This window comes from Dorea phocaeensis (assembly GCF_900240315.1).
Classification (GTDB): domain Bacteria; phylum Bacillota; class Clostridia; order Lachnospirales; family Lachnospiraceae; genus Dorea_B; species Dorea_B phocaeensis.
Window position 1 is genome coordinate 84,260 of the sequence record NZ_OEPZ01000002.1, and the last position, 23,125, is coordinate 107,384.

The window sequence follows — 23,125 nt, forward strand, 5'->3', positions numbered from 1 at the left end:
ATTACCACTCTATCGTCTCCACCGGTACCGGATGTTCATTTTCCACAATTTTGGAAACTTTTCCATTCTTAATCTTAATGACTCTGTCTGCCATTGGCGCAATTGCTGAGTTGTGAGTAATCAAAATTACCGTCATCCCCTTCTTCCTGCAGGTGTCCTGCAGAAGCTTCAAGATGGATTTCCCTGTATTGTAATCCAGCGCTCCCGTCGGCTCGTCACACAAAAGAAGCTTCGGATTCTTAGCCAGCGCTCTGGCAATAGAGACTCTCTGCTGTTCCCCTCCGGACAGCTGTGCCGGAAAGTTATAGAGGCGATCTCCAAGACCTACTTCTTCCAGCACTTCTCTTGCATCCATCGGATCTTTGCAGATTTGAAGAGCCAATTCCACATTCTCAAGCGCCGTCAAATTCGGAATCAGATTATAGAACTGAAACACAAATCCGATATCATCCCGCCGATATCCGGTCAGCTTTTTCTGGGAATATCCGGCAATATCAGCTCCATCCACCAGAACTTTCCCTTCCGTAGCAGTATCCATTCCTCCAAGAATATTCAGCACGGTAGTTTTCCCTGCGCCACTGGGACCTACCACCACTGCAAATTCTCCTTTTTTTATAGAAAAATCGATGCCGTCCGCCGCCATAATCTCGACTTCTCCCATCTGATAACGCTTCTTCACATTTTCCAATTTTACAAAATCTTTCATGACTCCCCTCCGAACCAAAAAACCTTTCTTGTATCTTTTTATTATACCACGTATAATAAAGAAAAAGGGATAGACAAATTATAAAACTATTATAAAAATCATTTTTGGAACAAGGAGGAACTCTTATGTTTGTAACAAGAATCATTGCAGTGGAAACAGACGAACAAATTAGAGAAACTGCCGCTCTGGCCTCTCAGATCTGGCGCCAGCACTTCACCCCCATCATCGGTAAAGACCAGGTGGAATACATGCTTACAAAATTCCAGTCCTATTCTGCTATCAAAGCACAGATCGAGCAAGACGGCTATGAATATTTCCAGTGTCTGGCAAACGGTGTACTTGCTGGGTATGCCGGCATTCACGAAAAGGACCACGCCCTGTTCTTAAGTAAACTATACATCTATGAACAATTCCGCGGATACCATCTTGCAACAGAAGCATTGAAATTCCTCGTTGCTCTTTGCAAGACCCGTGGTCTTAACTGCATCTGGCTGACCTGCAATAAACACAATGATACTACACTTGCAATCTATGATCATCTGGGCTTTCGAATCGTAGATGAACAGGTTGCAGATATCGGAAATGGATTCGTTATGGATGATTATATCCTGATGTATGAAATTTAGATCTATAACAGGAAAGTGAACAGCAAAAAACCAGTGAATGAGCACAAATGCTCATTCACTGGTTTTTTAGTCATTACAAGACTCAATGCCTTCGTGGCTATTCTTTTCCATTAAAGCAATACGTACATATTTTACAAGGCTCCAATCCAATGGAAGCGATCAGATCATCCAATCTATGATAACGAAGTGTCGTAAAGTTCTGACGTTTTCTGATCTCTTCTACCATCTGCTCATATTTGCAGCTGCACGGATCCGCATACTCTTCCAGCACTTCCCTGGAGCATTCTCCGCCTTCCAGTTCCCGGATCACCTGTCTGGTGATCAGATCCATCTCCGATTTAGACCGTGAGAAGTTCAAATATTTACAACCGAACAGCAGCGGCGGACATGCCGGTCTTACGTGCACTTCCTTGGCCCCGCTCTGATACAGGAACTCTGTCGTCTCTCGAAGCTGTGTTCCGCGAACGATAGAATCGTCGATCAAAAGCAGCTTCTTATTCTCAATCAACGCTTTTACCGGGATCAACTTCATTTTAGCAATCAGATTTCTCTGACTCTGATTGGTTGGCATAAAGGATCTTGGCCAGGTTGGCGTATACTTGATAAACGGTCTTGCATACGGGATTCCCGCCTCATTAGAGTAGCCGATCGCATGGGCAATTCCTGAATCCGGCACTCCTGCTACGATATCCGGCTGCACGCTGTCACCATCCCGTTTCGCCAGCATACTTCCGCATTTATACCGCATCTCTTCTACATTAAGTCCTTCATATGCAGAGGTCGGATACCCATAGTATACCCATAAAAAGGAACAGATCTTCATCTCTTCTCTTGGTTCACTGACTGTTTCCACTTTTTCCGGAGTGATAAAGGCGATCTCTGCCGGTCCCAACTCTTTATAATCCTGGTATCCAAGATTAATATAGGCAAAGCTTTCAAAGGATACACAATAAGCATCTTCCTTACAGCCGATGACTACCGGTGTCCTTCCATATCGGTCTCTTGCTGCATAAAGACCTTCTTCCGTCATCAACAGAATGGACATGGATCCATCTACGCTCTCCTGTACATATCGGATTCCTTCTACAATAGAACTCTTTTTACAAATCAAAGATGCCACCAGCTCCGTCGCATTGATCTGCCCAGTGCTCATCTCTTGGAAATGAGAGTGTCCATCCCGGTAAATCTGTTCCAAAAGCTCTTCAGTATTGTTGATCTTTCCAACTGTCGTAATGGCAAAGCTTCCCAAATGCGACTGAATCAAAAGCGGCTGTGGTTCAAAGTCTGAGATACAGCCGATTCCGAGATTTCCATGCATCTCCCCTACATCCCTGTCAAACTTGGTTCTAAACGGTGAATTCTCGATATTATGAATTGCACGGTTAAATCCTTCCTCGCCATAAGTTGCCATTCCTCCACGTCTGGTTCCCAGATGAGAGTGATAATCGACTCCGTAAAACAGCTCCAGTACACAATCATTTTTTGATGCTACTCCAAAAAAACCACCCATTATGATTCTCCTTTTCTTTGCTCCTGTTTTTTGCTTTTGTTTTATTAATTTTAATTATCTTTCTCTGCGATATATATATACCACTAATAAATTGTACCACACGACCGGTCTCATGTCTAATTCTTTTCACACCGTATCTCATAAAATACAATACATATTTCTCCCGGTGCTAAAATCCGCTAAAACATCTCCCGACACAATTTCTCCATCTGCTCCTGCACCATAACGCCGTCCCGGTCATCTGTCATGGTAACGATTACATCCCCAGTCTGAAGTTTTGTTCTGCCCCTTGGAATCAATTCCTCCGATCCTCTTTGAATTACTACTAACAGGCAATTATCCGGCCATTCAATTTCGCTGATCCGCTGTTCTTCCACCCGTGATCCTTGATGCACGACATAATTCGTCAGAATCTTTTCTCCCTTTCCTTCCGGTTCCACTTCTCCTTGACGCCCCAAAATCCGTTCCAGAAGACTTTCGTAGATTGGCTTGGATTTCAAAAGGGTTGCCACTACATACGCGACAATCGATACAATAGCCAGCGATAACATCTGACTCAATGATCCTGTCATTTCAAAAATCAGAATAATCCCAGTCAGTGGAGCGCGTACAATGGCCGAGAAATATCCTGCCATGGCAAGCAGCACAAAGTTATTGACATATCCTGGATCCAGCCCAAAGAACTGAACTCCCGCCGTCGCAAATGCTCCGCCAATGAATCCGCCAATAACCAAAAGTGGGAAGAAAATCCCGCCCGGCGCACCGGAGCCAAAGCTCACCGCTGAGAAAAGAAAACGTCCGATTAAGATAAAGATGACGGTAGACAATAACATTTCCGTATGGGTAAGCTCCTCAATCAGCGCATGACCACTTCCCAAAAGCTTTGGAACTGTAAGTCCTAAAACCCCGGCACACCCAAAAGGAATCATCATCTTTACCACCATAGGTACTTTCTCCATCTTCCGATAAACACTCTGCGCCTTCAATGTAAACCAGTTGTAAAAAGCTCCTGTAATTCCAAGCACCACACCAAGCAGAAGAATCATCCAGTAGTATTCCTGAGGAAGAGCCTTAAGAATATCAAATTGGAATACCGAATCCACGCCAAGCACTGTCGAACTTAAGAAATCCGCCGTCAAAGACGACGCCATCACCGATACCAGCACCGACACGGAAAAATTCTTATGCACTTCTTCCAGGGAAAACATAACTCCCGCAAGCGGCGCATGAAAGGCCGCCGACAGCCCGGCGCTGGCCCCGCAAGTCAACAGGAACCTCTCTTCTGTCTTTCCTCTGTCAAGTCCCTGAGATACCGCTTTTCCGGCCATTGCCCCAAGCTGAATAGAGGGGCCTTCCCTTCCCAGTGCAAGACCTCCCAACAGGCACAGAAAACCACCAAAGAATTTGGCCGGAATCACCCGCTGCCACCTCTGATTCAGTTTCCCTACCATCTCTCCTTCCAGCTGAGGAATCCCACTTCCCGATATCATCGGCTCATACCTCACCAGACGGCTTACTATCCACGCCATTACAAAAAGGACCGCAAACCATCCTGCGATCCTTAGTGGGTCCCGTCCGATAAAATCAAGAATCTGATTCAGCCCTTTGGATGCCCCCTCCAGACACAACCGATAGAGAAGCACCAGCAGACCGCCGATGCCTCCTACCAGGATTCCTTCTCCTATTAATATTACCTGAAACCTCTGTGCACGCTTAATGGTGCTGGATGTATCCTTCTTCACATCCATTCCTCCACATCTCCTATAATATGCCGATAAAACGCAAGAACGCTTCTCTGCCTTCCGGTGTACATTTATATACGCCGGCGTCTTCCAGCACATGAGTAAATGTAATGCCGACTTCTTCTTTCAAGATATCCATTACATTCTCTTCTGTTATCTTATCATATTTTGGAAGGAATTTCTCTACCCATTCTGCATGCTTTTCAATTTTCTCATTGCTTCTGATTTCTTTGCCATTTACCAGATAATCCGAAAGAATCTCCAGCTCTTCTTTCAGACGCGCCGGAAGTACTGCCAGTCCCATTACCTCAATCAAACCAATATTTTCTTTCTTGATATTGTGATACTCTGCATGCGGATGATATACGCCAAGCGGATGCTCATCCGTTGTAATGTTATTCCGAAGTGTCAGATCCAGTTCGAATACGTCTCCCACTTTTCTGGCAATTGGTGTAATCGTATTGTGCGGTTCTCCATCTGTCTCTGCATAGATAAATGCAGCCTCATCCGTATAACCTCTCCATGCCCCCAGCACATGATCTGCCAGGTCGATTAGTCTCTTCTCGTCTTTACTTCTGATACGAAGCACAGATAACGGCCATTTCACGATACCGGCTTCCACATCCTCATATCCCGGAATTACCACTTCCTTTTCGATCGGAGCCTTTGCCATCGCAAATGTATAATGTCCTCCCTGGAAATGGTCATGGCTTAAAATGGAGCCTCCAACGATCGGAAGATCGGCATTAGAGCCAAGGAAATAATGTGGGAACAGCTTGATAAAGTCAAATAATTTTGCAAATGTAGCACGTTCTATCTTCATCGGCTCATGTTTTCCGTTAAATACGATACAGTGCTCATTATAGTACACATATGGAGAATACTGGAATCCCCAGCAGCTTTCATTCACTGTAATCGGAATAATCCGGTGATTCTCTCTTGCCGGATGGTTCAGTCTTCCTGCATATCCTTCATTCTCCACACACAGAAGACACTTTGGATAACTGCTTGCCTTGGCATTCTTTGCCGCTGCAATGGCCTTCGGATCCTTCTCCGGCTTAGACAGATTAATCGTAATATCGATCTCGCCGTATGGAGAGTCTACCTTCCACTTCATATCCTTCTTCACACGATAACGGCGAATATAGTCACTGTCCTGGCTCAGTTTATAATAATAGCTGGTTGCCTCTTCCGGGGAAACCTCATACTTCTTTGCAAACGTTTCCTGTACCTGTGCCGGTCTTGGAACCAGACAATTCATAAGCTTTGTATCAAACAGATCACGGTATCCGATACTGTCCTCAATAATACCGCGGCTTGCAGCTTCATCTAACAGGTTCTTCAGCACATCTTCCAGTTCGATCTCTTCCTCAGAAATTTCTACATCCTCATAATCGTCTTCATGGAAGAGTTCCAGCAGAAGATTGGTGGTATAGATTCTCTCACACTCTGGTGTCAGACCCGTGCGAATTCCGTACTCTACCAGCTTTTTAATATTTTCACTTAACATCGTCTCTTCTCCTTTCTTCTCTTCGTCTATAATGTCTTTGCTCCATCTCCGATATCTACCACATAGAACTCAGCTTTGTGTCCGACCTTTTCTTCATAGATCTTTCCAATCTCATCAACGAAATGATCCACTGCATCATTTTTCACGATGCTGACTGTACATCCGCCGAATCCGCCTCCTGTAATACGGGATCCTAATACGCCCGGCATTGCCTGCGCCAGATCTACCAGAATATCAATCTCTTCACAGGAAACTTCATAATCATAGCGCAAAGATTCATGGGATGCATTCATCAGTTTTCCAAACAATTCCACATCGTTATCTTTCAACGCTGCTACTGCACGGATTGCTCTCTGATTCTCGTAAACCGCATGTTTTGCACGTTTCTGTCTGATTGGATCCTTAATAGCGTCCTTATGCGCCTCGTATTCCTCTTCTGTCAGATCTCCTAACGTCTTGATATCCATTACTTCCTGCAGTTCTTTCAGCGCCGTCTCGCATTCCTGTCTTCTGTCATTGTAAGCAGAATCCACCAGGCTGTGCTTTACTTTACTATTGGTAATCACGATCTTCGCATCCTCAAGAACCACCGGTGCATACTCGTAGTTCAGCGTGTTGGTATCCAGGAAGATCGCGTGATCCTTCTTACCCATTGCACTTGCAAACTGATCCATAATACCGCAGTTACATCCATTGAAGTTATTCTCAGAATCCTGTCCGATCAGCGCGATATCAATCATGGATACACCGTCGAATCCAAAGGTATCTTTTAAGATCAGCCCTGTCAGCACTTCCAAAGATGCAGAAGAAGACAGTCCGGAACCATTCGGGATATTTCCGTAAATCAGGATATCCAGTCCATGTGGAAGCTTGTACCCTCTCTTCTCAAACGCCCACATTACTCCCTTCGGATAATTGGTCCAATTCGCCTTCTCATCCGGAACCAACTCGTCAAGACTCGTCTCGATCACACCTAATTTTCCAAAATTAGCGGAGTAAAAACGAAGCTTGCGATCCTCTCTGTTTTTTACGATTCCATACGTACCAAGTGTCAGCGCACACGGAAATACATGTCCCCCGTTGTAATCCGTATGTTCTCCGATCAGGTTCACGCGTCCCGGTGCAAAATATGCGCGTACTTCCCCATCTGCGCCATAGAGTTCTTTAAATTTTGCGATCAGCTGTTCTTTGGTCATTTCAAAATCCTCCATTGATATTATTTTCCATCTAATTTATAATTATAATGCGACATGTGTATTATCACAATAAGGATATTGTATCAAATTATAAGAATATTGAGGAAAAACAAGAAAAAAGGAGAAGGCATGCAGATCCACACCGAAAAAAACCAAAAAGAAATCAAAAGCCACGGAAGCTTTGCCTTCCCTGTTCATATCAGTCCCGAATCCATTCAGTCTTATGAACAGGGCAATTTCCTGTGGCACTGGCATCCGGAAATCGAACTGACGCTGATTACTTCCGGTCAAATGGAATACTATGTCAACGACAAAAAATATACCCTTTCCGAAGGAGAAGGACTTTTCGGCAACAGCAACGCACTGCACTCAGGCCATATGAAAGACGGACAGAACTGTGATTATCTGACCGTCACCTTTCACCCCCGTTTTATCTACGGCTACGAAAACAGTCTGCTGCAGACGCGATATGTTGACTTTATCACCTCCAGCGAGGTCTGGCATTCCTTAAAGCTTACACCAGATACCAAGTGGCAGCAGGAAATCCTCGTTCTCATTCAGGAGATCACAATGCTTGCCCAGGATCCGCCTTACGACTACGAACTGGAAGTTCATCTTCTCCTGACCCAGATTTGGCAGAAGCTCTACCGGTATTTTAAGAGTCTTCCGGAAGAAGAAGCAAGACCCCAGAAACACCTGGAACGTCTGAAGCAGATTCTTACCTATCTGCAGGCTCACTATCAGGAAGACCTTTCTCTTGACGATGTGGCCGACCACATCAGCATCTGCAAAAGCGAGTGCTGCCGCTTCTTTAAGAAATATATGAAGATGACGATCTTCGACTACCTTTTGTTCCTTCGGATTCAGAACAGCCTGCCTCTTCTTCGCGCCGGAGAAAGTATTACAAAAACGGCCGGCATGGTTGGATTCTCCACGCCGGCCTATTACGGTCAGATTTTCAAACGTTATATGGGTTGTTCTCCTACAGCTTGGCGGTCAATGTCTTCGCACTGACACCTTCCTGCATCCCAAGCTTCCCGGACAGAGCACTGGTAACATCTCCCGGTGCATCCAATACCACACTGATAATGGATACACCCCGGTCTCTGTACGGGATTCCCATACGTCCCACAATATATTGGCGAAACTCGTGCAGCAGTTCATTAACCGCTGTCGCCGCCTCTTCATTTTTCAAAATAATACTGATGACAGACACCCGACTCTCCATCACAGTTCATCCTTTCCGATATCTCTTAACACCAAAACAAGTTCTTACAGAGCGTCTGCGATCTGCTTAGCGAATGCATCCAGTTCTTCCGCCCGCTCCTGCTTTAATGCAGACTTGATGGACAGTTTCAGATCCAGAACATTCATCTCCTTCATCTCTTCCAAGCACTTCACAATCTGCTTTCCAGCCGTCGGCGCCCAAGTTCCGTTATCCATCACAGCCACAGTACGTTTCTGTACAGCCAGTGCCTTCATGTCCGTCAGAAGATTTTCCATCGGCGGATAGATTCCTCCGTTATAGGTTGGACTTGCCAACACAATATGGCTGCACCGGAAACACTCTGCAATCAGTTCCGATACATGCGTTGTAGACACATCGTAAGCTTTTATTCTCTTTACACCTTTTTCTGCCAACGCGCAAGCCAGAGCATTCACCGCCTGTTCCGTATGTCCGTAAATGGAACCATAGAAAATTGCCACTGCGCGATCTTCCGGCTCATAGCGACTCCAAAGATCATACTTTTCTACCACCCAGGCAATCTTCTCTCTCCAAACCGGACCATGAAGGGAACAGATCATCTGAATATCAAAGGCTGCTGCTTTCTTAAGAAGAGCCTGTACTTGCATTCCATATTTTCCGACAATATTGGAATAATATCTTCTGGCATCCTTCACCCATTCTGCATCCAGATCTACTTCATCGTCAAAGAGACCTCCATTTAATGCTCCGAAGGTTCCAAATGCATCTGCCGCAAACAAGATCTTTGTCGTCTCCTCATAACTCACCATAACCTCCGGCCAGTGTACCATCGGTGCCATCACAAAGTGAAGCGTATGTTTTCCGGTAGAAAGGGTATCGCCTTCTTTTACCAGCACCACTCGGTTATCCGTATCAATCGCAAAAAACTGCTGGATCATCTGAATCGTCTTTGCGTTTCCTACCACCTTCATCTGCGGATAACGCTTCATCAGCTCTTCGATATTCGCACAATGATCCGGTTCCATATGCTGAATCACAAGATAATCCACACTTCTTCCAGCAAGTGCATAAGTAAGGTTATCCAGATACTGTGCAGTCACAGATGCATCCACTGTATCCATTACCGTCACCTTCTCATCCAAAATCAGATAAGAATTATAAGACACTCCCCTTGGAATTGGGAATAAATTTTCAAACAACGCAGTTCTTCTGTCATCGCAGCCTACCCAAATGATATCTTCTGTTACTTTTCTCGTACTCTGCATATTTTAAGACTCCTCCTATCAGGTATCGTTTCTATTATTAACAAGCACACCTATTATAGCACAGTTCCTCCAGATTGGACAAAATATTTTCAGCCTATGCCTGTTCTTTATTATGTGGATTTGTAATTTAAAATAAACATGGTTGACAATACCAGCGCAAATCCAGCCAGGTCAATGGGCTGAAACTTTGTTCCTAAAAACAGGAACGCAAACGCTGTCGCTGCCACAGGCTCCATACTGGACAAAAGTCCAGCATACACCGATCCCACCTTTGCCACTGCTGCCAGATAAAAGCAAAACGGCAAAATAGTACCCAGAATCACAATTACCAAAAATGCAATCACAACGCCCAGATCGATAGACGCTGCAATCCGCCACGGCCTGGTTGCCAGTGTCAAAACCACACCGCCTAGTATCATGGCCCATGCACACACCATTTCTGCCGGATACTTTTTCAAAAGAGGCGCTGGAAGCACCCCGTAAAAGCAGGTTGTCAGTACCACCAACGCTCCGATAAAAAGCCCTTTGCCCGACACACTCATGGCGTGGATATTGCCATGGGTTGCCACCAGAAAGATTCCTGATACCGAGCAAAAAACTGCCAGAATTTCCTTTGCCTTCGGCGGCACCCTGTACAGAAGCGCATAATACAGAATCAGCACTGCCGGATTCAGATATTGAAAAATGGTTGCCGTCCCCGCGTTCGTCTCCTGTACCATGGCAAAAAAAGTATACTGCATCCCCATCATTCCCAAAATGGAAAAAAGCACCTGCCGGATGCCGTCTCTTTTCTCCTTCCAAATCCCCCATGGTTCCTGCCGTTTCCAGACTACTGCATAAACAAACAGCAGGATTCCTGCACACAAAAGCCGGTAGGGAACCAGCCACTCCGACACAATGTCTTTTTGCTCAAAGAGATACTGAGCCACAGGGCTTGAAGCCCCCCACAAAAGCCCTGCCAAAAAGGCCAGCATGAACCCGCGCTTTCTCTGTGTCCCTCCTTGTTCCTTCATAACTATTTTCCTCTAGCTTCTCTAACTTTCCTCTCCATAACGTCTCTCCAGCGTAAATCCTCTTCCCCGAACTTCGTTGATCTGCGTAATGGTAATAAACGCCTTTGGATCGACCATCTGCACCAGTTCCTTCACAGAATAAAGCTTCCGCTTTGGAATCACACAAAGTACGCCTTGCTGCTGTTTCTTTCCATAACCGGTTTCAATATGAACCATGGTTACTCCGGCATCGATTTCCTTTAGCATCTTCTCCTTCACTTCCTCATAAAGCTCCGTGATAATAAATAGCTGAATCTGAGACTGTCCCATCAGCATCACGCAGTTCAGCACAATTGTCGTTAGAATCAGCGCAAGAATACCATACAGAATCTGTTCGGAATTGGAAAAGAACACCTGCATTCCCAGCACTGTAAAATCCACAACATACAAAAGTGCTGCCACTGGAATATGAAACCATTTGTTGAATACCAATGCCAGAATATCCGTTCCTCCTGTGGACGCTCCTACCCGGACAATCAGACCGATTCCAAGCCCCAAAAGCGCTCCTCCGTAAATCGTTGCCAGCATAATATTATCCGTCATATCCGCCACGCCCGGAATCTGTCTTACGACCGATAAAAATGTCGGGTATACAAAGGTACTGATAATGGTCGTCAGCGCAAACTTCTTACCAAGCACCACAGCCCCCAGCACAAATAAAATCGCATTGACGATAAAGATAATCAGGGACAGATCAATCGGGAAATAGTGGCTGATCGTCAGACCCATACCCGTCGCGCCTCCCATAATAATTCCGTGAGGCACCATAAATGCCGACACCGTAAACGCAAGGATCAGGTTCCCTGCCAAAACCCCAATAATTGTCCACAGGTTCTTTTTCCATTTCTTTTCCATTTTAACTCAACCTCTTTTCACCAATTTCATCTGCCCGTTAAGAAATCCCCTTCATGGTCAGCTGAATCCGTTTCCGCTTCGGATCCACACTCAACACCTTGACATCCACAATATCCCCAACACTGACCGCTTCCAGCGGATGTTTGATAAATTTCTTATCGGTAATTTCTGAAATATGAACCAACCCGTCCTGATGTACGCCAATATCCACAAACACACCAAAGTCAATCACGTTTCTGACGGTTCCTTTTAAGACCATTCCTTCTGTGAGATCCTTCATCTCCAGCACATCCGTGCGAAGAATCGGCTTTGGCATCTCATCACGCGGATCTCTGGCCGGCTTTTCCAACTCCCGCACAATATCCCGAAGCGTAATTTCTCCAATCCCAAGTTCCTGTGCCAAACGTCCATAATCCTTGATGGTAAGAGACAATCCCGTCAGTTTCCCTCCATTGATATCCGATGTCTGGAAGCCTTGTTTTTCCAAAAGCTTCTCTGCTGCCTCATAGGATTCCGGATGAACACTGGTTCCATCCAGCGGATTTTTAGCATCCTGAATCCGCATAAATCCGGCGCACTGCTCATAAGCCTTAGGTCCCAACTTCGCAACCTTCAGAAGGTCCTTCCTGCTTTGAAATCTTCCGTTTTCTTCCCGGTACGCCACAATATTCTTGGCGATAGCACTTGAAATGCCTGAAATATAAGAAAGAAGCGGTGCGGATGCCGTATTTAAGTCTACCCCTACCTTATTGACACAGTCTTCTACCACGCCAGACAGGGCTTCACTTAACTTCTTCTGATTCATATCATGCTGATACTGGCCAACCCCAATGGATTTCGGATCAATCTTCACAAGCTCTGCCAGCGGATCCTGAAGTCTCCTTGCAATAGAAGCCGCACTTCTCTGCCCCACATCAAACTTCGGAAATTCCTCTGTTGCCAGCTTGCTTGCCGAATACACCGAAGCTCCTGCCTCACTAACGATGACATACTGCACCTTTTCTGGAATTTCCTTTAATAATTCTACGATAAACATCTCCGATTCCCGGGATGCCGTTCCATTTCCAAGTGAAATCAACGTGATCTGGTATTTTTTAATAATTTTCTTCAATAAATCTTTTGACGCTTTTATCTTCTGCGGTGTCGTCGGCGCCGTTGGATAAATCACTGTTGTCCCGATGACCTTTCCCGTCGGATCCACCACTGCCAGCTTGCATCCGGTACGAAATGCGGGATCCCAGCCAAGCACCGTCTGCCCCACAATCGGAGGCTGCATCAAGAGCTGCCCCAGATTCTTCTTAAACACCTCGATCGCCCCGTCTTCCGCCTTCTCCGTCAGATCGCTTCGGATCTCCCGTTCAATAGCCGGTCCAATTAAACGCTTGTAACTATCCGCAGCTGCCTCCTTCAAGACCGGCATCGTATATGGATTTTCCCGGTGGATCGTTTTCTTCTCCAGATATCTAAGAATGTCTTCTTCTGGAGCTTCCACTTTTACCATCAGAAATTTCTCTTTCTCTCCGCGATTCAACGCCAGAATCCGATGTCCTGCCAATTTCTGAATCGGCTCCTCAAATTCATAATACATCTCATAGACAGACTCTGCCTTTTCATCCTTTGCCGCAGAGACCACGCGTCCCTTCTGCATGGTTATTTTACGGATATAGCTTCGGTAATCCGCCTCATCGGAAATACCTTCCGCAATAATATCTCTTGCCCCGGCAATGGCTTCCTCTGCACTATGTACCTCTTTTTGAGGATCTACATAAGCCTGTGCAGTCTGTTCCAACGGAACGTCCGTCTTCTGCAGCAGGATCAAGGCTGCCAAAGGCTCTAATCCCTTCTCCTTCGCAATCGTCGCGCGTGTCCTTCTCTTTGGACGATACGGACGATACAAATCTTCTACAACGACCAGTGTCTCCGCCTTCTCAATCTGCGCCCGAAGCTCATCCGTAATCTTTCCCTGCTCTTCAATACTGGATAAGACCTGCGCCTTCTTCTCTTCCAGATTTCTAAGGTACACCAGACGCTCGTGAAGCTTCCGAAGCTGTTCATCGTTCAGTGTTCCCGTCGCCTCTTTTCTATATCTCGCAATAAATGGAATGGTATTGCCTTCGTCAATCAGTTTGACCGCTGCATCCACCTGCCATCTCTTTACGCCAAGCTCTTCTGTTATTTTCTGATTAATGTCCATATTTGCATACCTCTCTTCCGGCTCTTAGGCGCCGCTTTCTCGCAGATTTCCATTCGCCCTTTTCAAGCCACTGCTGTCCATTATAACGGAATTTTTCTTGCATCGCAATGGCATAACCCACACCGAGTTCACTCTGTTTTCTTGAAAAAACCAACCAGACATGCTATACTGTGTCTACCATAAAAATAACTTCAAATTAAAGGGGAGTCATAACACATGCATGAAGAAACACAAGAGCTATCCAAGCAGCAATTAAAGTCAAAAGAAACGAAAGCCAAAATCTTCCGCGCCGCAAAACAGATTTTAAGAAAACAGGGCTACGAACGCCTGTCAATCAAAAATATCTGCGAGGAAGCCGGAGTCTCCAACGGAAGTTTTTATCACCATTTCAAGACCAAGGACGACCTTTTATCCTATTATATAGAAGAACAGCCAAGCATCAATCCGGATCTTCTGGATCTTCCGAAGAATGTGGAAGATGCCAAAAACACGATTGTAGAAGTCTACCGGAACTATGTTCACTACTGTCAGGAGCTGGGGGTAGAATTCATGGCAAACTATTACACCCCAAAAAATCAATCTTTAAACCCACTGATCCGTACCGCTCGTCCATATCCAATCCTGACGGTGCAAAACTATCTGCAAAAAGCAATTGACGCCGAAATTCTCACAATTGAGCAGGATCTGGAATCCATCACCACAGACATCCGGATGATCGTAATCGGAAATGTATTTGAATGGTGTCTAAAAAATGGAGAAGCTGATTTTGAAGGAAATATGAAACGTTCTCTGACCACTTATCTGAACGGGTTATTCTAACAGAATCCCGATAACATGAAAAAATCCCTCAGGCAAGCGACCTGAGAGGATTTTCCAGAAGGGAATATGGCAGTTGTTACTACCAAAACAATAATATCTTTATGGTTGTATCATACCATCATTTTTCACAGAAATCCAATCAGTTATCATAATATAACTCCCTCAGTTATAGATAACTTCTATAAGGAGAACATGAATGTATACGTTTATTACAAACCCAAATGCCCGTTCCGGCCTGGGGCTTACCAGATGGCATCAGGTAGAAGCGGTGCTGAAAGAACAAAAGATTCCTTATCAGGTATATTTTACCAAATACCAGAATCACGCCACAAAGCTGGTGCAGGAACTGACTTCCGACCTGGAGCGGCACACCATTATCGTGCTTGGCGGCGATGGAACCATCAACGAAGTAATCAATGGCATCACTTCCCTTGACAAGGTAACGCTAGGATACATCCCCATCGGTTCCAGCAATGATTTTGCACGGGGAACCGGACTTCCCACCGATCCTGTCAAGGCGCTTCAGAACATTCTAACGCCGTCAAACTACGAACACCTCAACATCGGCGTACTGGAATATGAGCAAAAGCGCAGGCGATTTGCCGTCAGTTCCGGCATCGGATTTGACGCCGGTGTCTGCCACGAAGTAATGGTATCCCGCCTGAAGATTCTTCTGAACCGGTTTCGGCTTGGAAAGCTTTCTTACGCCGCAGTCGCGCTCCACCGCTTGTTCACGCTAAAGCCTTCGTCTATGACCGTTGTACTGGATGGACAAACCCACCATTTTGAACAAGTATTCTTTGCAACCGGAATGAATCTTCGCTATGAAGGAGGGGGATTTAAGTTCTGCCCTCATGCAGACTACCAGGATGACCGACTCAACATTATTGTAATCAGCAAAATTTCCAAATGGAAAGTGCTCGCCCTTCTCCCAACCGCTTTCTTCGGCCTTCATACACGTTTCAAGGGCGTCAATCTCTTTACCTGCCGGGAAGCTCAGTTCATCAGCCCTGTTCCCCTTCCGGTGCACGCAGACGGCGAACCCGTGTTCTTGAAAAGAACGCTCCGTCTCTTTTGCGAACCGGACAAACTGCGTCTTATCGGAGCGCCGACTCCTAAAAGACTGTGAAATTTATTAACAAAAAATGAATATGGTTGTTGATTCCCCTGTTTCATGGTATAATCCGTGGTGTAATCGAAATACGTTTAAACAGAACAACATACAAAGGGGAATCTGTATGAATACTGTGAACACAGTCAAAAAAACGCTAAAAAAATATAGCCATGCATGGGTGTTCCTATATGCGTTCATTTATCTGCCGTGGTTTTTCTATTTGGAGAGACGGACAAATGTCCGACACTATATTATCCACTCTCCACTTGATGACTATATTCCATTTGTAGAATATTTCATCGTTCCGTACCTGTTGTGGTTTTTATTTATTGCCGTGACCGTAGGCTACTTTTTCTTTACAGATAAGAAAGGATTCTATAAATTGACCACATTTTTATTTTCAGGCATGACCATCTTCCTGATTATATGTACGGTTTTCCCAAATGGACTGAATCTTCGCCCAGACACCTTTGTCCGCGACAATATCTTTGTAGATATGGTGCGGCAGCTATACCAAACGGATACTTCAACCAACGTGCTTCCGAGCATCCATGTATTCAATTCCATCGGCGCTGTGATTGCAATTTCACACAGCAATGCACTGAAAAAACACAAAGCTGTGCAGTATAGTTCCTACCTTTTGGCCGGACTTATCATTCTGTCCACCATGTTCTTAAAACAGCACTCGGTGACAGATGTGATTGCAGCCATCGTAATATCCTGTATTATCTATCCCTTCGTATACGTAATGCAGGAACGTAAGGAACCTAAACTTTCACATCAGCTAATATAAAAAATAAGATCTGACAAGGAGGATACAAATTATGTATGCAGAATTTAGTGACAACCTGGTTACCGGAAATGAGATGATTGATTCCCAGCACAAGGAGCTGATCGGAAGAATGAACAAGCTGCTGGAAAGCTGTGAGCTTGGCAACGAGAAGACAATTGCCGTAAACACACTGGATTATTTGTCCGAATACACAGACTTCCATTTTTCTGCTGAAGAAAAGTTACAGCAGGAAATTAACTATCCTGGATTTGAAAAGCACAAAGCTCAGCACGAGATCTTCAAACAGACCATCAAAGAGCTGGAAGAGATGCTGACCGAAGAAGAAGGCCCATCCAATGCATTCGTTCAGAAGGTACAGGAAAACATCGTAAAATGGTTCTACACTCACATCGAGACATTTGATCGTTCTGTTGCTGAATACAAATTCATGCGCGAAAACAACGAACGACTTTAATCACCAACGACGTTGGAAATTTTAAAACCCTGCACCAGAGATTCACTAGAATTCCTGGTACAGGGTTTTTCATTTTCTTGTATGCAATCCTTTTATACAATTCTTTTTACGCAATCACCAGCGGCACACTTTCCCGTTCCGCTCGAACAACATTCTCGCGTGATACTTTCTTATCCGTAATAATCTTATAGACAGACTTGATCGGGCAGATCACTGACAGATATCCGCCTCCGAACTTCGTACTGTCCGCCAATACGAATACTTTCTCTGTCGTCTTCATAATCGCCTGTTTCACCTGCATCTGCGGTGTCGCAATAGAGGTAAGCCCCACATCAAAGTTGATGCTGTGAACCCCGATAAACGCCTTATCTACATGGAACTTCTCCATACTCTCCTGCGCTGCCTCTCCCATGGTCGCAGCCAGATGGCCCCCCACATGACCGCCTACCATGAAAAGCTCCACATGGGAACATCCCGCAAGCTCATTCGCCGCCAACAGCGAATTGGTTACAATCGCCAGATGCTTTTCCGGATGCTGCCGAATATAAACAGCCAGATAAAAGCTGGTAGACGCATCATCAATAATGATGGTGTCCCGATCTTCGATAAACGCATAGGCACAGGCCGCAATCTGCTTTTTCAGTTCCGTATTCCGATAAAGGCTCTCTGCCCGGTAGTGATGCACTTCCTCGTCTGCAGTCTTGCCCACCGCTCCCCCGTGGGTGCGTGTCAGCTTTCCCTCCTGCTCCATCGCGCGGATATCTGCACGGATCGTCACTTCCGAGCATCCCAGTTCCCGGCTCAGATCGTTCACCTTCACACTTCCACATTCTTCTAATTTTCGTAAAATAGCCCGCCTGCGCTCCTGCATTTCTCCTCCTACCTTTGCTTACCGCATCCGGATTCTAGATGTCCCAAGATGCATTGCAATCATCTGAAAAATACTTACAAATTCTTCTCCAAAATCTTCTTTGGGAATAATCATCGCCTTCTCATCTTCGTAGTAGACACCGATGGTCTTAGGTGTCACGACTGCTTTCTTAATCTCTTCCCATGAATGAGATACACTTCTTTCTTCCTGAACCACCTTGATTCCATCCTCCGAAAATTCGTAGTCTACCGGCTTTGCATACTCCGGATTTATTTTGATCTGCTTTGCAGCTCTTCGTTTCAACTGAATCGGCGTATAGCCAAGGAACAGAAATGCTGCCGCCAGATAAAAGACCAGATTCGCGGTTCCCGTCCGGTCTGTCACATATAGAATAATTCCCATAAATGCCACCGCAAGCCCCAGAATATTTACCAAAAATCCGGTAAATTTGGAATATGCGTGGAACAGTAAGAAATCAAACAATGCCTCTTTCGTCATATGTACTGTTATCTTTTTCATCGTACCGATCTACCCCTTTCCCCATATTGGGGTTATTTTTTAAAAAGTCCTTTTATATTTTAACATATAAAAGGACTTTATACCAACTAATTCATTATTTTTGCTGCCGCTTTATTTCTGTGCTGCAAGCGCTTTATCGTGAGCCCATCCTTCTGGACTGTAAATACCTTTCTGTTTCTTCTGCATATATTTATCAAATGCTGCTGTAATAAATGGGCAGAGGAACAGTGTAATAATGGATGCTGTTGCACATTGTGCAGTTGCCATACTTGTATACTGTGCCATGCTTGGGTCTGCTTCTGCAACTGCTGCCGGTGTCATAGCAGAGTTAAGAGCTGTTGTTCCGATTGCTGCTCCCATCGCATTTCTCTCTTTCTTCGGAAGAAGAAGATTAATTACGAAGAAGAAGATTACTGCTGTTGCTGCTGAAATCAGTCCAAGTACAATACCGGAAGCTCCTGCTGTCAGGATCGTCTTCACGTCTGTCTTTGCACCAATAGAAATCGTCATAAAGAAGGTTACGATTGGCTGTGCTGTCTTACATGCATCTCTGAATCCCTTGTCAAGATTTCCCCAGATGAAACCAATTAACAGAGGAACTAATACTGCGATCAGAGACTTAACTGGAATATTTGCAAGTCCTGTTGCTCCAAGTGCAATCAGTGTAAAGAATGGTCCATCGTTCAAAGACAGAATGGAGATCGCTCCTGTATCTGTCGCATTACCGAACTGAGAGGACAGGGAAATGTACAGGGATCCGTTGGAGTTCGTAATAGTTGCAATCAGTACAAATGGTGCGATTCCTAAGAATCCTTCCGGTCCACAAAGCTTTCCTACCAAAAGTCCTATCACAACTCCGAGGAGGAATTTGGTTCCTGTCATAATCACACCTTTGTAAAGAGGCATACCTACCTGCTTGATGTTGATCATAGATCCACATACAATCAGGAAAAATCCCATCATACATGCATTTCCTTCATAGAATAACGCCGTTACATAACCACCAATCTGGAATACCTGTGGTACAAATGTTGCTAAAACTACTGCAATAACCAGTGGGATAATAACCAATCCACCAGGCAGGTTCTTCATCTTATTCAGAATATCAAAATCTTTTTGTTCTTTCACTTTATTCTCTTCCATTTTCTCCGCTCCTTTTTACTTTCTTCCTGCTTCTTTAAACAGACGATCTACGATATCACAAGCAGTATGATCATTTCCTGTCAGTCCGCCTTTTCCTACAACCGGAAGCCCATCATAGCTTCCTACCAGACGTCCCACATCTGCCTGTGGAATCACGTAATCCATCACCTGGATACACTCCACGCCAAGCTGATAGCAGACATTTACCATGGTGTCTCCGCCTGTCGTGTACAATCCTGCAATTCTGTCTCGTCCAACTCTTTCCATCAGCTTTGTAATGATGGTTCCAAGTCCTGCATTGATCCGATTTGCACTCATTCCGGATGCATATCCACGCTTCTTATCTTCCTCATCCAGATTCAAAAGCTCTCCGTGCAGCGCCGTCTCAAACAGAATTGCCCTTGGCTGGGATCCCTCTTGGAACATCTCTTTTGCCAATTCTACTGCTCGTTCAGCCTCGGCTACGGCCTCATCTCCGCCGTTAATCAGCAGAATCGGCTCCACACTGATACGCACGTGCCGCTCATCCTCACAGAGCACTTCCATCTGCTTTTTGGTAACCGGAGTTGCGCTTCCTGCTGCAATCAGAACCGTTTTTTCTTCTTCATTCGCTGTTTCCGGAATATTCGGTTCTTCTACTCCAATCAACCCGCGCTCATAAGCAAGCTTCGCAGTAAACGGACCCGGATCCACTGCCACAACATTCCACTTCAAAGCAATACATGCCTTCGCAATGGTCTCTACATCTTCCAGTGTAATTCCGTCCACCACAATCACTTCACAGCCTTCGCCCCGCTTTTCCTCCAGCGCTTTTTCTACTGCCTCTTTGCCTGCCAGGACTTTGTCAAGTGTCACCAGTCCCACCTGGCGTCTGGTCTGTCCTGCCAGCAGTCGTGGAATATAATTTTCTTTTACGGGTGTGCGCACATCCTTTGCAACCGGCGTGTTAATTAGCGCCACACCGTCAATCACGGAATATCCGCCAACCAAAATTCTTCTGGACTGCGGCATTGCCGGAACAACAACCGCAACTGCATCTTCCCCGATCTGATCGAGCATTGCATCGATCTCCACGCCGACGCCACCTCGAAGTGTCGTATCAATCCGCTTGGAGAAATACTTTACTCCCATCCGCTTCAACGCAAGCGTAGCCGATTTTACTTTCTCGTACGCCTCGTCTGCCGGAAGCGGGCGTGAATTGCTGCTTACCAGAATTGCATCCAACTCATCTGCACCTTTGGCTTTTTCTGCCGCTTCTTCATTAAAAAATACTGCTGTCTGTGCCTTGGATCTGGCAAGGAGTACCCCTGTCGTTGTTGCTCCAGTCAGATCATCTGCAACTGCACCTATGATCGGCATAGTCCTCTTCCCTTCCTTTCTCTTTTGTATTCTTCTTATTTCATTGCATTTCCTTCGTGTTTACGAACGGCGTATTCTACGCACACTTTTGTGGATTCAATCAAACTTACGCAGTCTGCGATTCCCTTTCCTGCAATGTCAAATGCCGTTCCGTGATCAACAGAACCTCTGATAAACGGAAGTCCCCATGTAATCGTAACAGACTTCTGGAAATCAAGCGTCTTACATGCGATATGACCCTGATCATGGTACATAGAGAGGATCGCATCGAATTTTCCGCTCTTTCCGATATGGAATACGGAATCTGCCGGACATGGTCCCACTGCATTGATGCCCTTTTCCTGCGCCATCTTAACAGCCGGCTCTAACTCATCGATCTCTTCTCTTCCGAACAGCCCGTTATCGCCGTTGTGTGGATTAATACCTGCAACTGCGATGCAAGGATTCTCGATTCCGACGCCTCTTAATTCTTTGTCAATGTTCTCAATAAACTCCAGAACAACGTCCTTGGTTGCATAGTGTACTGCGTCTACCAGTGACATGTGACGGCTTACGAAGAAGACTCTCAGCTTATGGCAGGAGAACATGGTCAGTGCATATGGAGATCCTGTCTCATTCTGATAAATCTCGGTATGTCCTGGTTCCTTGACACCGATCAGCTTAATTGCCTGCTTGTGAATCGGAGCCGTGGATACTGCATCCACACGGCCTTCCATTCCAAGTGCGATGGATTTCATAATCCAGTCAATTGCCATCTGGCCAGCCAGCGCCTGAACCTCCCCCCACTGAATAGAATCTGTATCATAGTCGCCCGTCTCCAGTACGTCCACAACACCAAATTCATATTTTGCTTCTTCTGGCTCGGAAATCTTATTGTATTTCAATTCCTTTCCAAGTACCTTTGCTGCTCTATCCAAAATCGCAATGCTTCCGATCACGAATGGCTTACAAGAATCATGAAGTTCCTTATCCAGCATAGTTCCTACTACAATCTCCGGTCCGATTCCTGCTGGATCTCCCATTGTAATTGCTGTTACAGGCTTGAATGTATTTTTCATTTACCTTCCCTTTCCTTTCGTTTTGTTTTCGTTTTGTATCTTTTTTCTGTTTCGTTTGTGCTTTCATTTTATATTCATTTCTTTTCAAAATCAATAGTTTTTTAGAATTTCAGCATATTATAAAGCTTGCTTTTTCTCTTTTTATGCAATATATACATATTTTTTATATTTTAACTTTCGTTTGCTTTCGTTTTTCGTTTGTCATTATTTTAACGTTTTAATTATCACTTTTTGCACGATTGATTTTCATTTTTACAAGGTATATAATAGGGACATCAAAGACTTATTTATTTCATTATACAGGAGGCAATACCATGAAAAAAAAGTTATATTTCGGCAGCAACTTAAAAATGTATAAAAATGTCCAGGACACCGTTGCTTATTTAAAAAAGCTGTCCGATAACACTGCTGATTTAAGCCGTGACGAGATCCAATTATTCATCATTCCATCTTTCACTTCACTGGACCGCGCGACCGCTTCTATCGATCAGAATTCTATTCTTCTGGGCGCACAAAACATGTGCTGGGAAGATCAGGGACAGTTTACCGGAGAAATCTCTCCACTGATGTTAAAAGAACTGGGAATTAAACTGGTAATGATCGGCCATTCTGAGAGAAGACACGTCTTTGGCGAGACGGACTACGAAGAAAACAAGAAAGTAAAAGCTTCTCTAAACCACGGATTCCAGACACTTCTTTGCATTGGCGAAACGGGAGAACAAAAAGAATACGGTGTCAGCGCCGAAATTCTGCGCACACAGCTAAAGATCGGATTCCACGGAGTATCCAAAGATCAGATCGGAAAGATCTGGGTAGCCTATGAACCAGTCTGGTCCATCGGTGTCAACGGAACCCCGGCTTCCCCGGACTATGCCGAAAAAATGCATAAGGTAATCAAAGAAACACTCCACGAATTGTTCGGCGACGCCAGCGAAGAGATTCCGGTTCTCTACGGCGGAAGCGTAAATCCTGACAATGCCTGCGACCTGATTGTGCAGCCTTCCATCGACGGGCTCTTCACCGGACGCTCCGCATGGGATGCCGATAAATTCAACGCGCTGATCCGTGATGCTATAAAAGCATACGAGGAAGCATAATATCCATACAAAAAAACATCAACATCAAAAAATAA

22 protein-coding genes are annotated in these 23,125 nt (G+C 45.1%); 7 read left to right on the plus strand and 15 right to left on the minus strand.

Features of this window, described 5'->3' with window-relative positions:
* Window position 1 precedes the first annotated feature (1 nt).
* Window positions 2–706, minus strand: coding sequence for an ABC transporter ATP-binding protein (locus C0979_RS04290; RefSeq protein WP_101694851.1), 705 nt, complete (start codon window positions 704–706; stop codon window positions 2–4).
* A gap of 125 nt (window positions 707–831) precedes the next feature.
* On the opposite strand from C0979_RS04290, the gene C0979_RS04295 reads away from it, so the two are divergent.
* Window positions 832–1,332 carry a GNAT family N-acetyltransferase gene (locus C0979_RS04295; protein WP_101694852.1) on the plus strand — a complete coding sequence of 167 codons (501 nt, stop codon included), beginning with the start codon at window positions 832–834 and terminating at the stop codon, window positions 1,330–1,332.
* A gap of 97 nt (window positions 1,333–1,429) precedes the next feature.
* Here the strand turns inward: C0979_RS04295 and C0979_RS04300 are convergent, their stop codons facing one another.
* From C0979_RS04300 to C0979_RS04315, 4 genes are all read right to left on the minus strand, one after another.
* The gene (locus tag C0979_RS04300) at window positions 1,430–2,842 is read right to left on the minus strand and encodes an amidophosphoribosyltransferase (protein WP_101694853.1); all 1,413 of its coding nucleotides are present in this window, start codon (window positions 2,840–2,842) and stop codon (window positions 1,430–1,432) included.
* A 179-nt stretch (window positions 2,843–3,021) separates the two neighbouring features.
* On the minus strand, window positions 3,022–4,584 hold the full coding sequence (locus tag C0979_RS04305) for a chloride channel protein (protein ID WP_101695314.1): 1,563 nt from the start codon (window positions 4,582–4,584) through the stop codon (window positions 3,022–3,024).
* Between the two features lie 19 nt (window positions 4,585–4,603).
* Window positions 4,604–6,094, minus strand: coding sequence for a UDP-glucose--hexose-1-phosphate uridylyltransferase (gene galT / locus C0979_RS04310; RefSeq protein ID WP_101694854.1), 1,491 nt, complete (start codon window positions 6,092–6,094; stop codon window positions 4,604–4,606).
* A 26-nt stretch (window positions 6,095–6,120) separates the two neighbouring features.
* Window positions 6,121–7,290, minus strand: a complete 1,170-nt coding sequence (locus C0979_RS04315) for a galactokinase (protein WP_101694855.1) — start codon at window positions 7,288–7,290, stop codon at window positions 6,121–6,123.
* Window positions 7,291–7,419: 129 nt separating this feature from the next.
* On the opposite strand from C0979_RS04315, the gene C0979_RS04320 reads away from it, so the two are divergent.
* Entirely contained in the window at window positions 7,420–8,304 is an 885-nt protein-coding gene (locus tag C0979_RS04320) for an AraC family transcriptional regulator (protein WP_101694856.1), read from the plus strand.
* Here the strand turns inward: C0979_RS04320 and C0979_RS04325 are convergent.
* The 5 genes from C0979_RS04325 to C0979_RS04345 all read right to left on the minus strand — a co-directional run bounded on the left by C0979_RS04325 (window position 8,273) and on the right by C0979_RS04345 (window position 13,863).
* Window positions 8,273–8,518 carry a TM1266 family iron-only hydrogenase system putative regulator gene (locus tag C0979_RS04325; protein ID WP_101694857.1) on the minus strand — a complete coding sequence of 82 codons (246 nt, stop codon included), beginning with the start codon at window positions 8,516–8,518 and terminating at the stop codon, window positions 8,273–8,275. The two genes, C0979_RS04320 and C0979_RS04325, sit on opposite strands and share 32 nt — an antisense overlap.
* A 44-nt stretch (window positions 8,519–8,562) precedes the next feature.
* Window positions 8,563–9,762 (minus strand): FprA family A-type flavoprotein, encoded by a 1,200-nt coding sequence (locus C0979_RS04330; RefSeq protein ID WP_101694858.1) that lies wholly within the window; start codon window positions 9,760–9,762, stop codon window positions 8,563–8,565.
* A gap of 110 nt (window positions 9,763–9,872) precedes the next feature.
* On the minus strand, window positions 9,873–10,775 hold the full coding sequence (locus C0979_RS04335) for a DMT family transporter (RefSeq protein WP_101694859.1): 903 nt from the start codon (window positions 10,773–10,775) through the stop codon (window positions 9,873–9,875).
* A 21-nt stretch (window positions 10,776–10,796) separates the two neighbouring features.
* On the minus strand, window positions 10,797–11,669 hold the full coding sequence (locus tag C0979_RS04340) for a YitT family protein (RefSeq protein WP_101694860.1): 873 nt from the start codon (window positions 11,667–11,669) through the stop codon (window positions 10,797–10,799).
* Between the two features lie 37 nt (window positions 11,670–11,706).
* Complete coding sequence (locus tag C0979_RS04345; RefSeq protein WP_101694861.1) at window positions 11,707–13,863, minus strand: Tex family protein; 2,157 nt, start codon at window positions 13,861–13,863, stop codon at window positions 11,707–11,709.
* 216 nt (window positions 13,864–14,079) lie between these two features.
* Between C0979_RS04345 and C0979_RS04350 the strand changes: the two genes are divergently transcribed.
* From C0979_RS04350 to C0979_RS04365, 4 genes are all read left to right on the plus strand, one after another.
* Window positions 14,080–14,682 carry a TetR/AcrR family transcriptional regulator gene (locus C0979_RS04350; RefSeq protein ID WP_101694862.1) on the plus strand — a complete coding sequence of 201 codons (603 nt, stop codon included), beginning with the start codon at window positions 14,080–14,082 and terminating at the stop codon, window positions 14,680–14,682.
* A 196-nt stretch (window positions 14,683–14,878) separates the two neighbouring features.
* Entirely contained in the window at window positions 14,879–15,811 is a 933-nt protein-coding gene (locus tag C0979_RS04355; RefSeq protein ID WP_101694863.1) for a diacylglycerol/lipid kinase family protein, read from the plus strand.
* Window positions 15,812–15,920: 109 nt separating this feature from the next.
* Window positions 15,921–16,589, plus strand: coding sequence for a phosphatase PAP2 family protein (locus C0979_RS04360; RefSeq protein ID WP_242962644.1), 669 nt, complete (start codon window positions 15,921–15,923; stop codon window positions 16,587–16,589).
* A gap of 31 nt (window positions 16,590–16,620) precedes the next feature.
* Complete coding sequence (locus C0979_RS04365; protein WP_101694865.1) at window positions 16,621–17,043, plus strand: bacteriohemerythrin; 423 nt, start codon at window positions 16,621–16,623, stop codon at window positions 17,041–17,043.
* A 106-nt stretch (window positions 17,044–17,149) separates the two neighbouring features.
* On the opposite strand, the gene C0979_RS04370 is transcribed toward C0979_RS04365, so the two are convergent.
* The 5 genes from C0979_RS04370 to pdxA all read right to left on the minus strand — a co-directional run bounded on the left by C0979_RS04370 (window position 17,150) and on the right by pdxA (window position 21,993).
* Window positions 17,150–17,914: a DeoR/GlpR family DNA-binding transcription regulator gene (locus tag C0979_RS04370; RefSeq protein ID WP_101694866.1), complete on the minus strand. Its 765-nt coding sequence runs from the start codon at window positions 17,912–17,914 to the stop codon at window positions 17,150–17,152.
* Between the two features lie 18 nt (window positions 17,915–17,932).
* Window positions 17,933–18,433: a YcxB family protein gene (locus tag C0979_RS04375; RefSeq protein WP_101694867.1), complete on the minus strand. Its 501-nt coding sequence runs from the start codon at window positions 18,431–18,433 to the stop codon at window positions 17,933–17,935.
* 111 nt (window positions 18,434–18,544) lie between these two features.
* Window positions 18,545–19,576: a 2-keto-3-deoxygluconate permease gene (locus C0979_RS04380; protein WP_101694868.1), complete on the minus strand. Its 1,032-nt coding sequence runs from the start codon at window positions 19,574–19,576 to the stop codon at window positions 18,545–18,547.
* A gap of 15 nt (window positions 19,577–19,591) precedes the next feature.
* Window positions 19,592–20,935, minus strand: coding sequence for a four-carbon acid sugar kinase family protein (locus C0979_RS04385; RefSeq protein WP_101694869.1), 1,344 nt, complete (start codon window positions 20,933–20,935; stop codon window positions 19,592–19,594).
* A 35-nt stretch (window positions 20,936–20,970) separates the two neighbouring features.
* On the minus strand, window positions 20,971–21,993 hold the full coding sequence (gene pdxA, locus C0979_RS04390) for a 4-hydroxythreonine-4-phosphate dehydrogenase PdxA (RefSeq protein ID WP_101694870.1): 1,023 nt from the start codon (window positions 21,991–21,993) through the stop codon (window positions 20,971–20,973).
* A 314-nt stretch (window positions 21,994–22,307) separates the two neighbouring features.
* On the opposite strand from pdxA, the gene C0979_RS04395 reads away from it, so the two are divergent.
* The gene (locus C0979_RS04395; protein ID WP_101694871.1) at window positions 22,308–23,090 is read left to right on the plus strand and encodes a triose-phosphate isomerase; all 783 of its coding nucleotides are present in this window, start codon (window positions 22,308–22,310) and stop codon (window positions 23,088–23,090) included.
* Window positions 23,091–23,125 lie beyond the last annotated feature (35 nt).

Bases quoted from the DNA above. Each gene is read 5' to 3' on its own strand.
- C0979_RS04290 (WP_101694851.1), bottom strand. From the start codon at position 706: ATGAAAGATTTTGTAAAATTGGAAAATGTGAAGAAGCGTTATCAGATG.
- C0979_RS04295 (WP_101694852.1), top strand. From the start codon at position 832: ATGTTTGTAACAAGAATCATTGCAGTGGAAACAGACGAACAAATTAGA.
- C0979_RS04300 (WP_101694853.1), bottom strand. From the start codon at position 2,842: ATGGGTGGTTTTTTTGGAGTAGCATCAAAAAATGATTGTGTACTGGAG.
- galT (WP_101694854.1), bottom strand. From the start codon at position 6,094: ATGTTAAGTGAAAATATTAAAAAGCTGGTAGAGTACGGAATTCGCACG.
- C0979_RS04315 (WP_101694855.1), bottom strand. From the start codon at position 7,290: ATGACCAAAGAACAGCTGATCGCAAAATTTAAAGAACTCTATGGCGCA.
- C0979_RS04320 (WP_101694856.1), top strand. From the start codon at position 7,420: ATGCAGATCCACACCGAAAAAAACCAAAAAGAAATCAAAAGCCACGGA.
- C0979_RS04325 (WP_101694857.1), bottom strand. From the start codon at position 8,518: ATGGAGAGTCGGGTGTCTGTCATCAGTATTATTTTGAAAAATGAAGAG.
- C0979_RS04330 (WP_101694858.1), bottom strand. From the start codon at position 9,762: ATGCAGAGTACGAGAAAAGTAACAGAAGATATCATTTGGGTAGGCTGC.
- C0979_RS04335 (WP_101694859.1), bottom strand. From the start codon at position 10,775: ATGAAGGAACAAGGAGGGACACAGAGAAAGCGCGGGTTCATGCTGGCC.
- C0979_RS04340 (WP_101694860.1), bottom strand. From the start codon at position 11,669: ATGGAAAAGAAATGGAAAAAGAACCTGTGGACAATTATTGGGGTTTTG.
- C0979_RS04345 (WP_101694861.1), bottom strand. From the start codon at position 13,863: ATGGACATTAATCAGAAAATAACAGAAGAGCTTGGCGTAAAGAGATGG.
- C0979_RS04350 (WP_101694862.1), top strand. From the start codon at position 14,080: ATGCATGAAGAAACACAAGAGCTATCCAAGCAGCAATTAAAGTCAAAA.
- C0979_RS04355 (WP_101694863.1), top strand. From the start codon at position 14,879: ATGTATACGTTTATTACAAACCCAAATGCCCGTTCCGGCCTGGGGCTT.
- C0979_RS04360 (WP_242962644.1), top strand. From the start codon at position 15,921: ATGAATACTGTGAACACAGTCAAAAAAACGCTAAAAAAATATAGCCAT.
- C0979_RS04365 (WP_101694865.1), top strand. From the start codon at position 16,621: ATGTATGCAGAATTTAGTGACAACCTGGTTACCGGAAATGAGATGATT.
- C0979_RS04370 (WP_101694866.1), bottom strand. From the start codon at position 17,914: ATGCAGGAGCGCAGGCGGGCTATTTTACGAAAATTAGAAGAATGTGGA.
- C0979_RS04375 (WP_101694867.1), bottom strand. From the start codon at position 18,433: ATGAAAAAGATAACAGTACATATGACGAAAGAGGCATTGTTTGATTTC.
- C0979_RS04380 (WP_101694868.1), bottom strand. From the start codon at position 19,576: ATGGAAGAGAATAAAGTGAAAGAACAAAAAGATTTTGATATTCTGAAT.
- C0979_RS04385 (WP_101694869.1), bottom strand. From the start codon at position 20,935: ATGCCGATCATAGGTGCAGTTGCAGATGATCTGACTGGAGCAACAACG.
- pdxA (WP_101694870.1), bottom strand. From the start codon at position 21,993: ATGAAAAATACATTCAAGCCTGTAACAGCAATTACAATGGGAGATCCA.
- C0979_RS04395 (WP_101694871.1), top strand. From the start codon at position 22,308: ATGAAAAAAAAGTTATATTTCGGCAGCAACTTAAAAATGTATAAAAAT.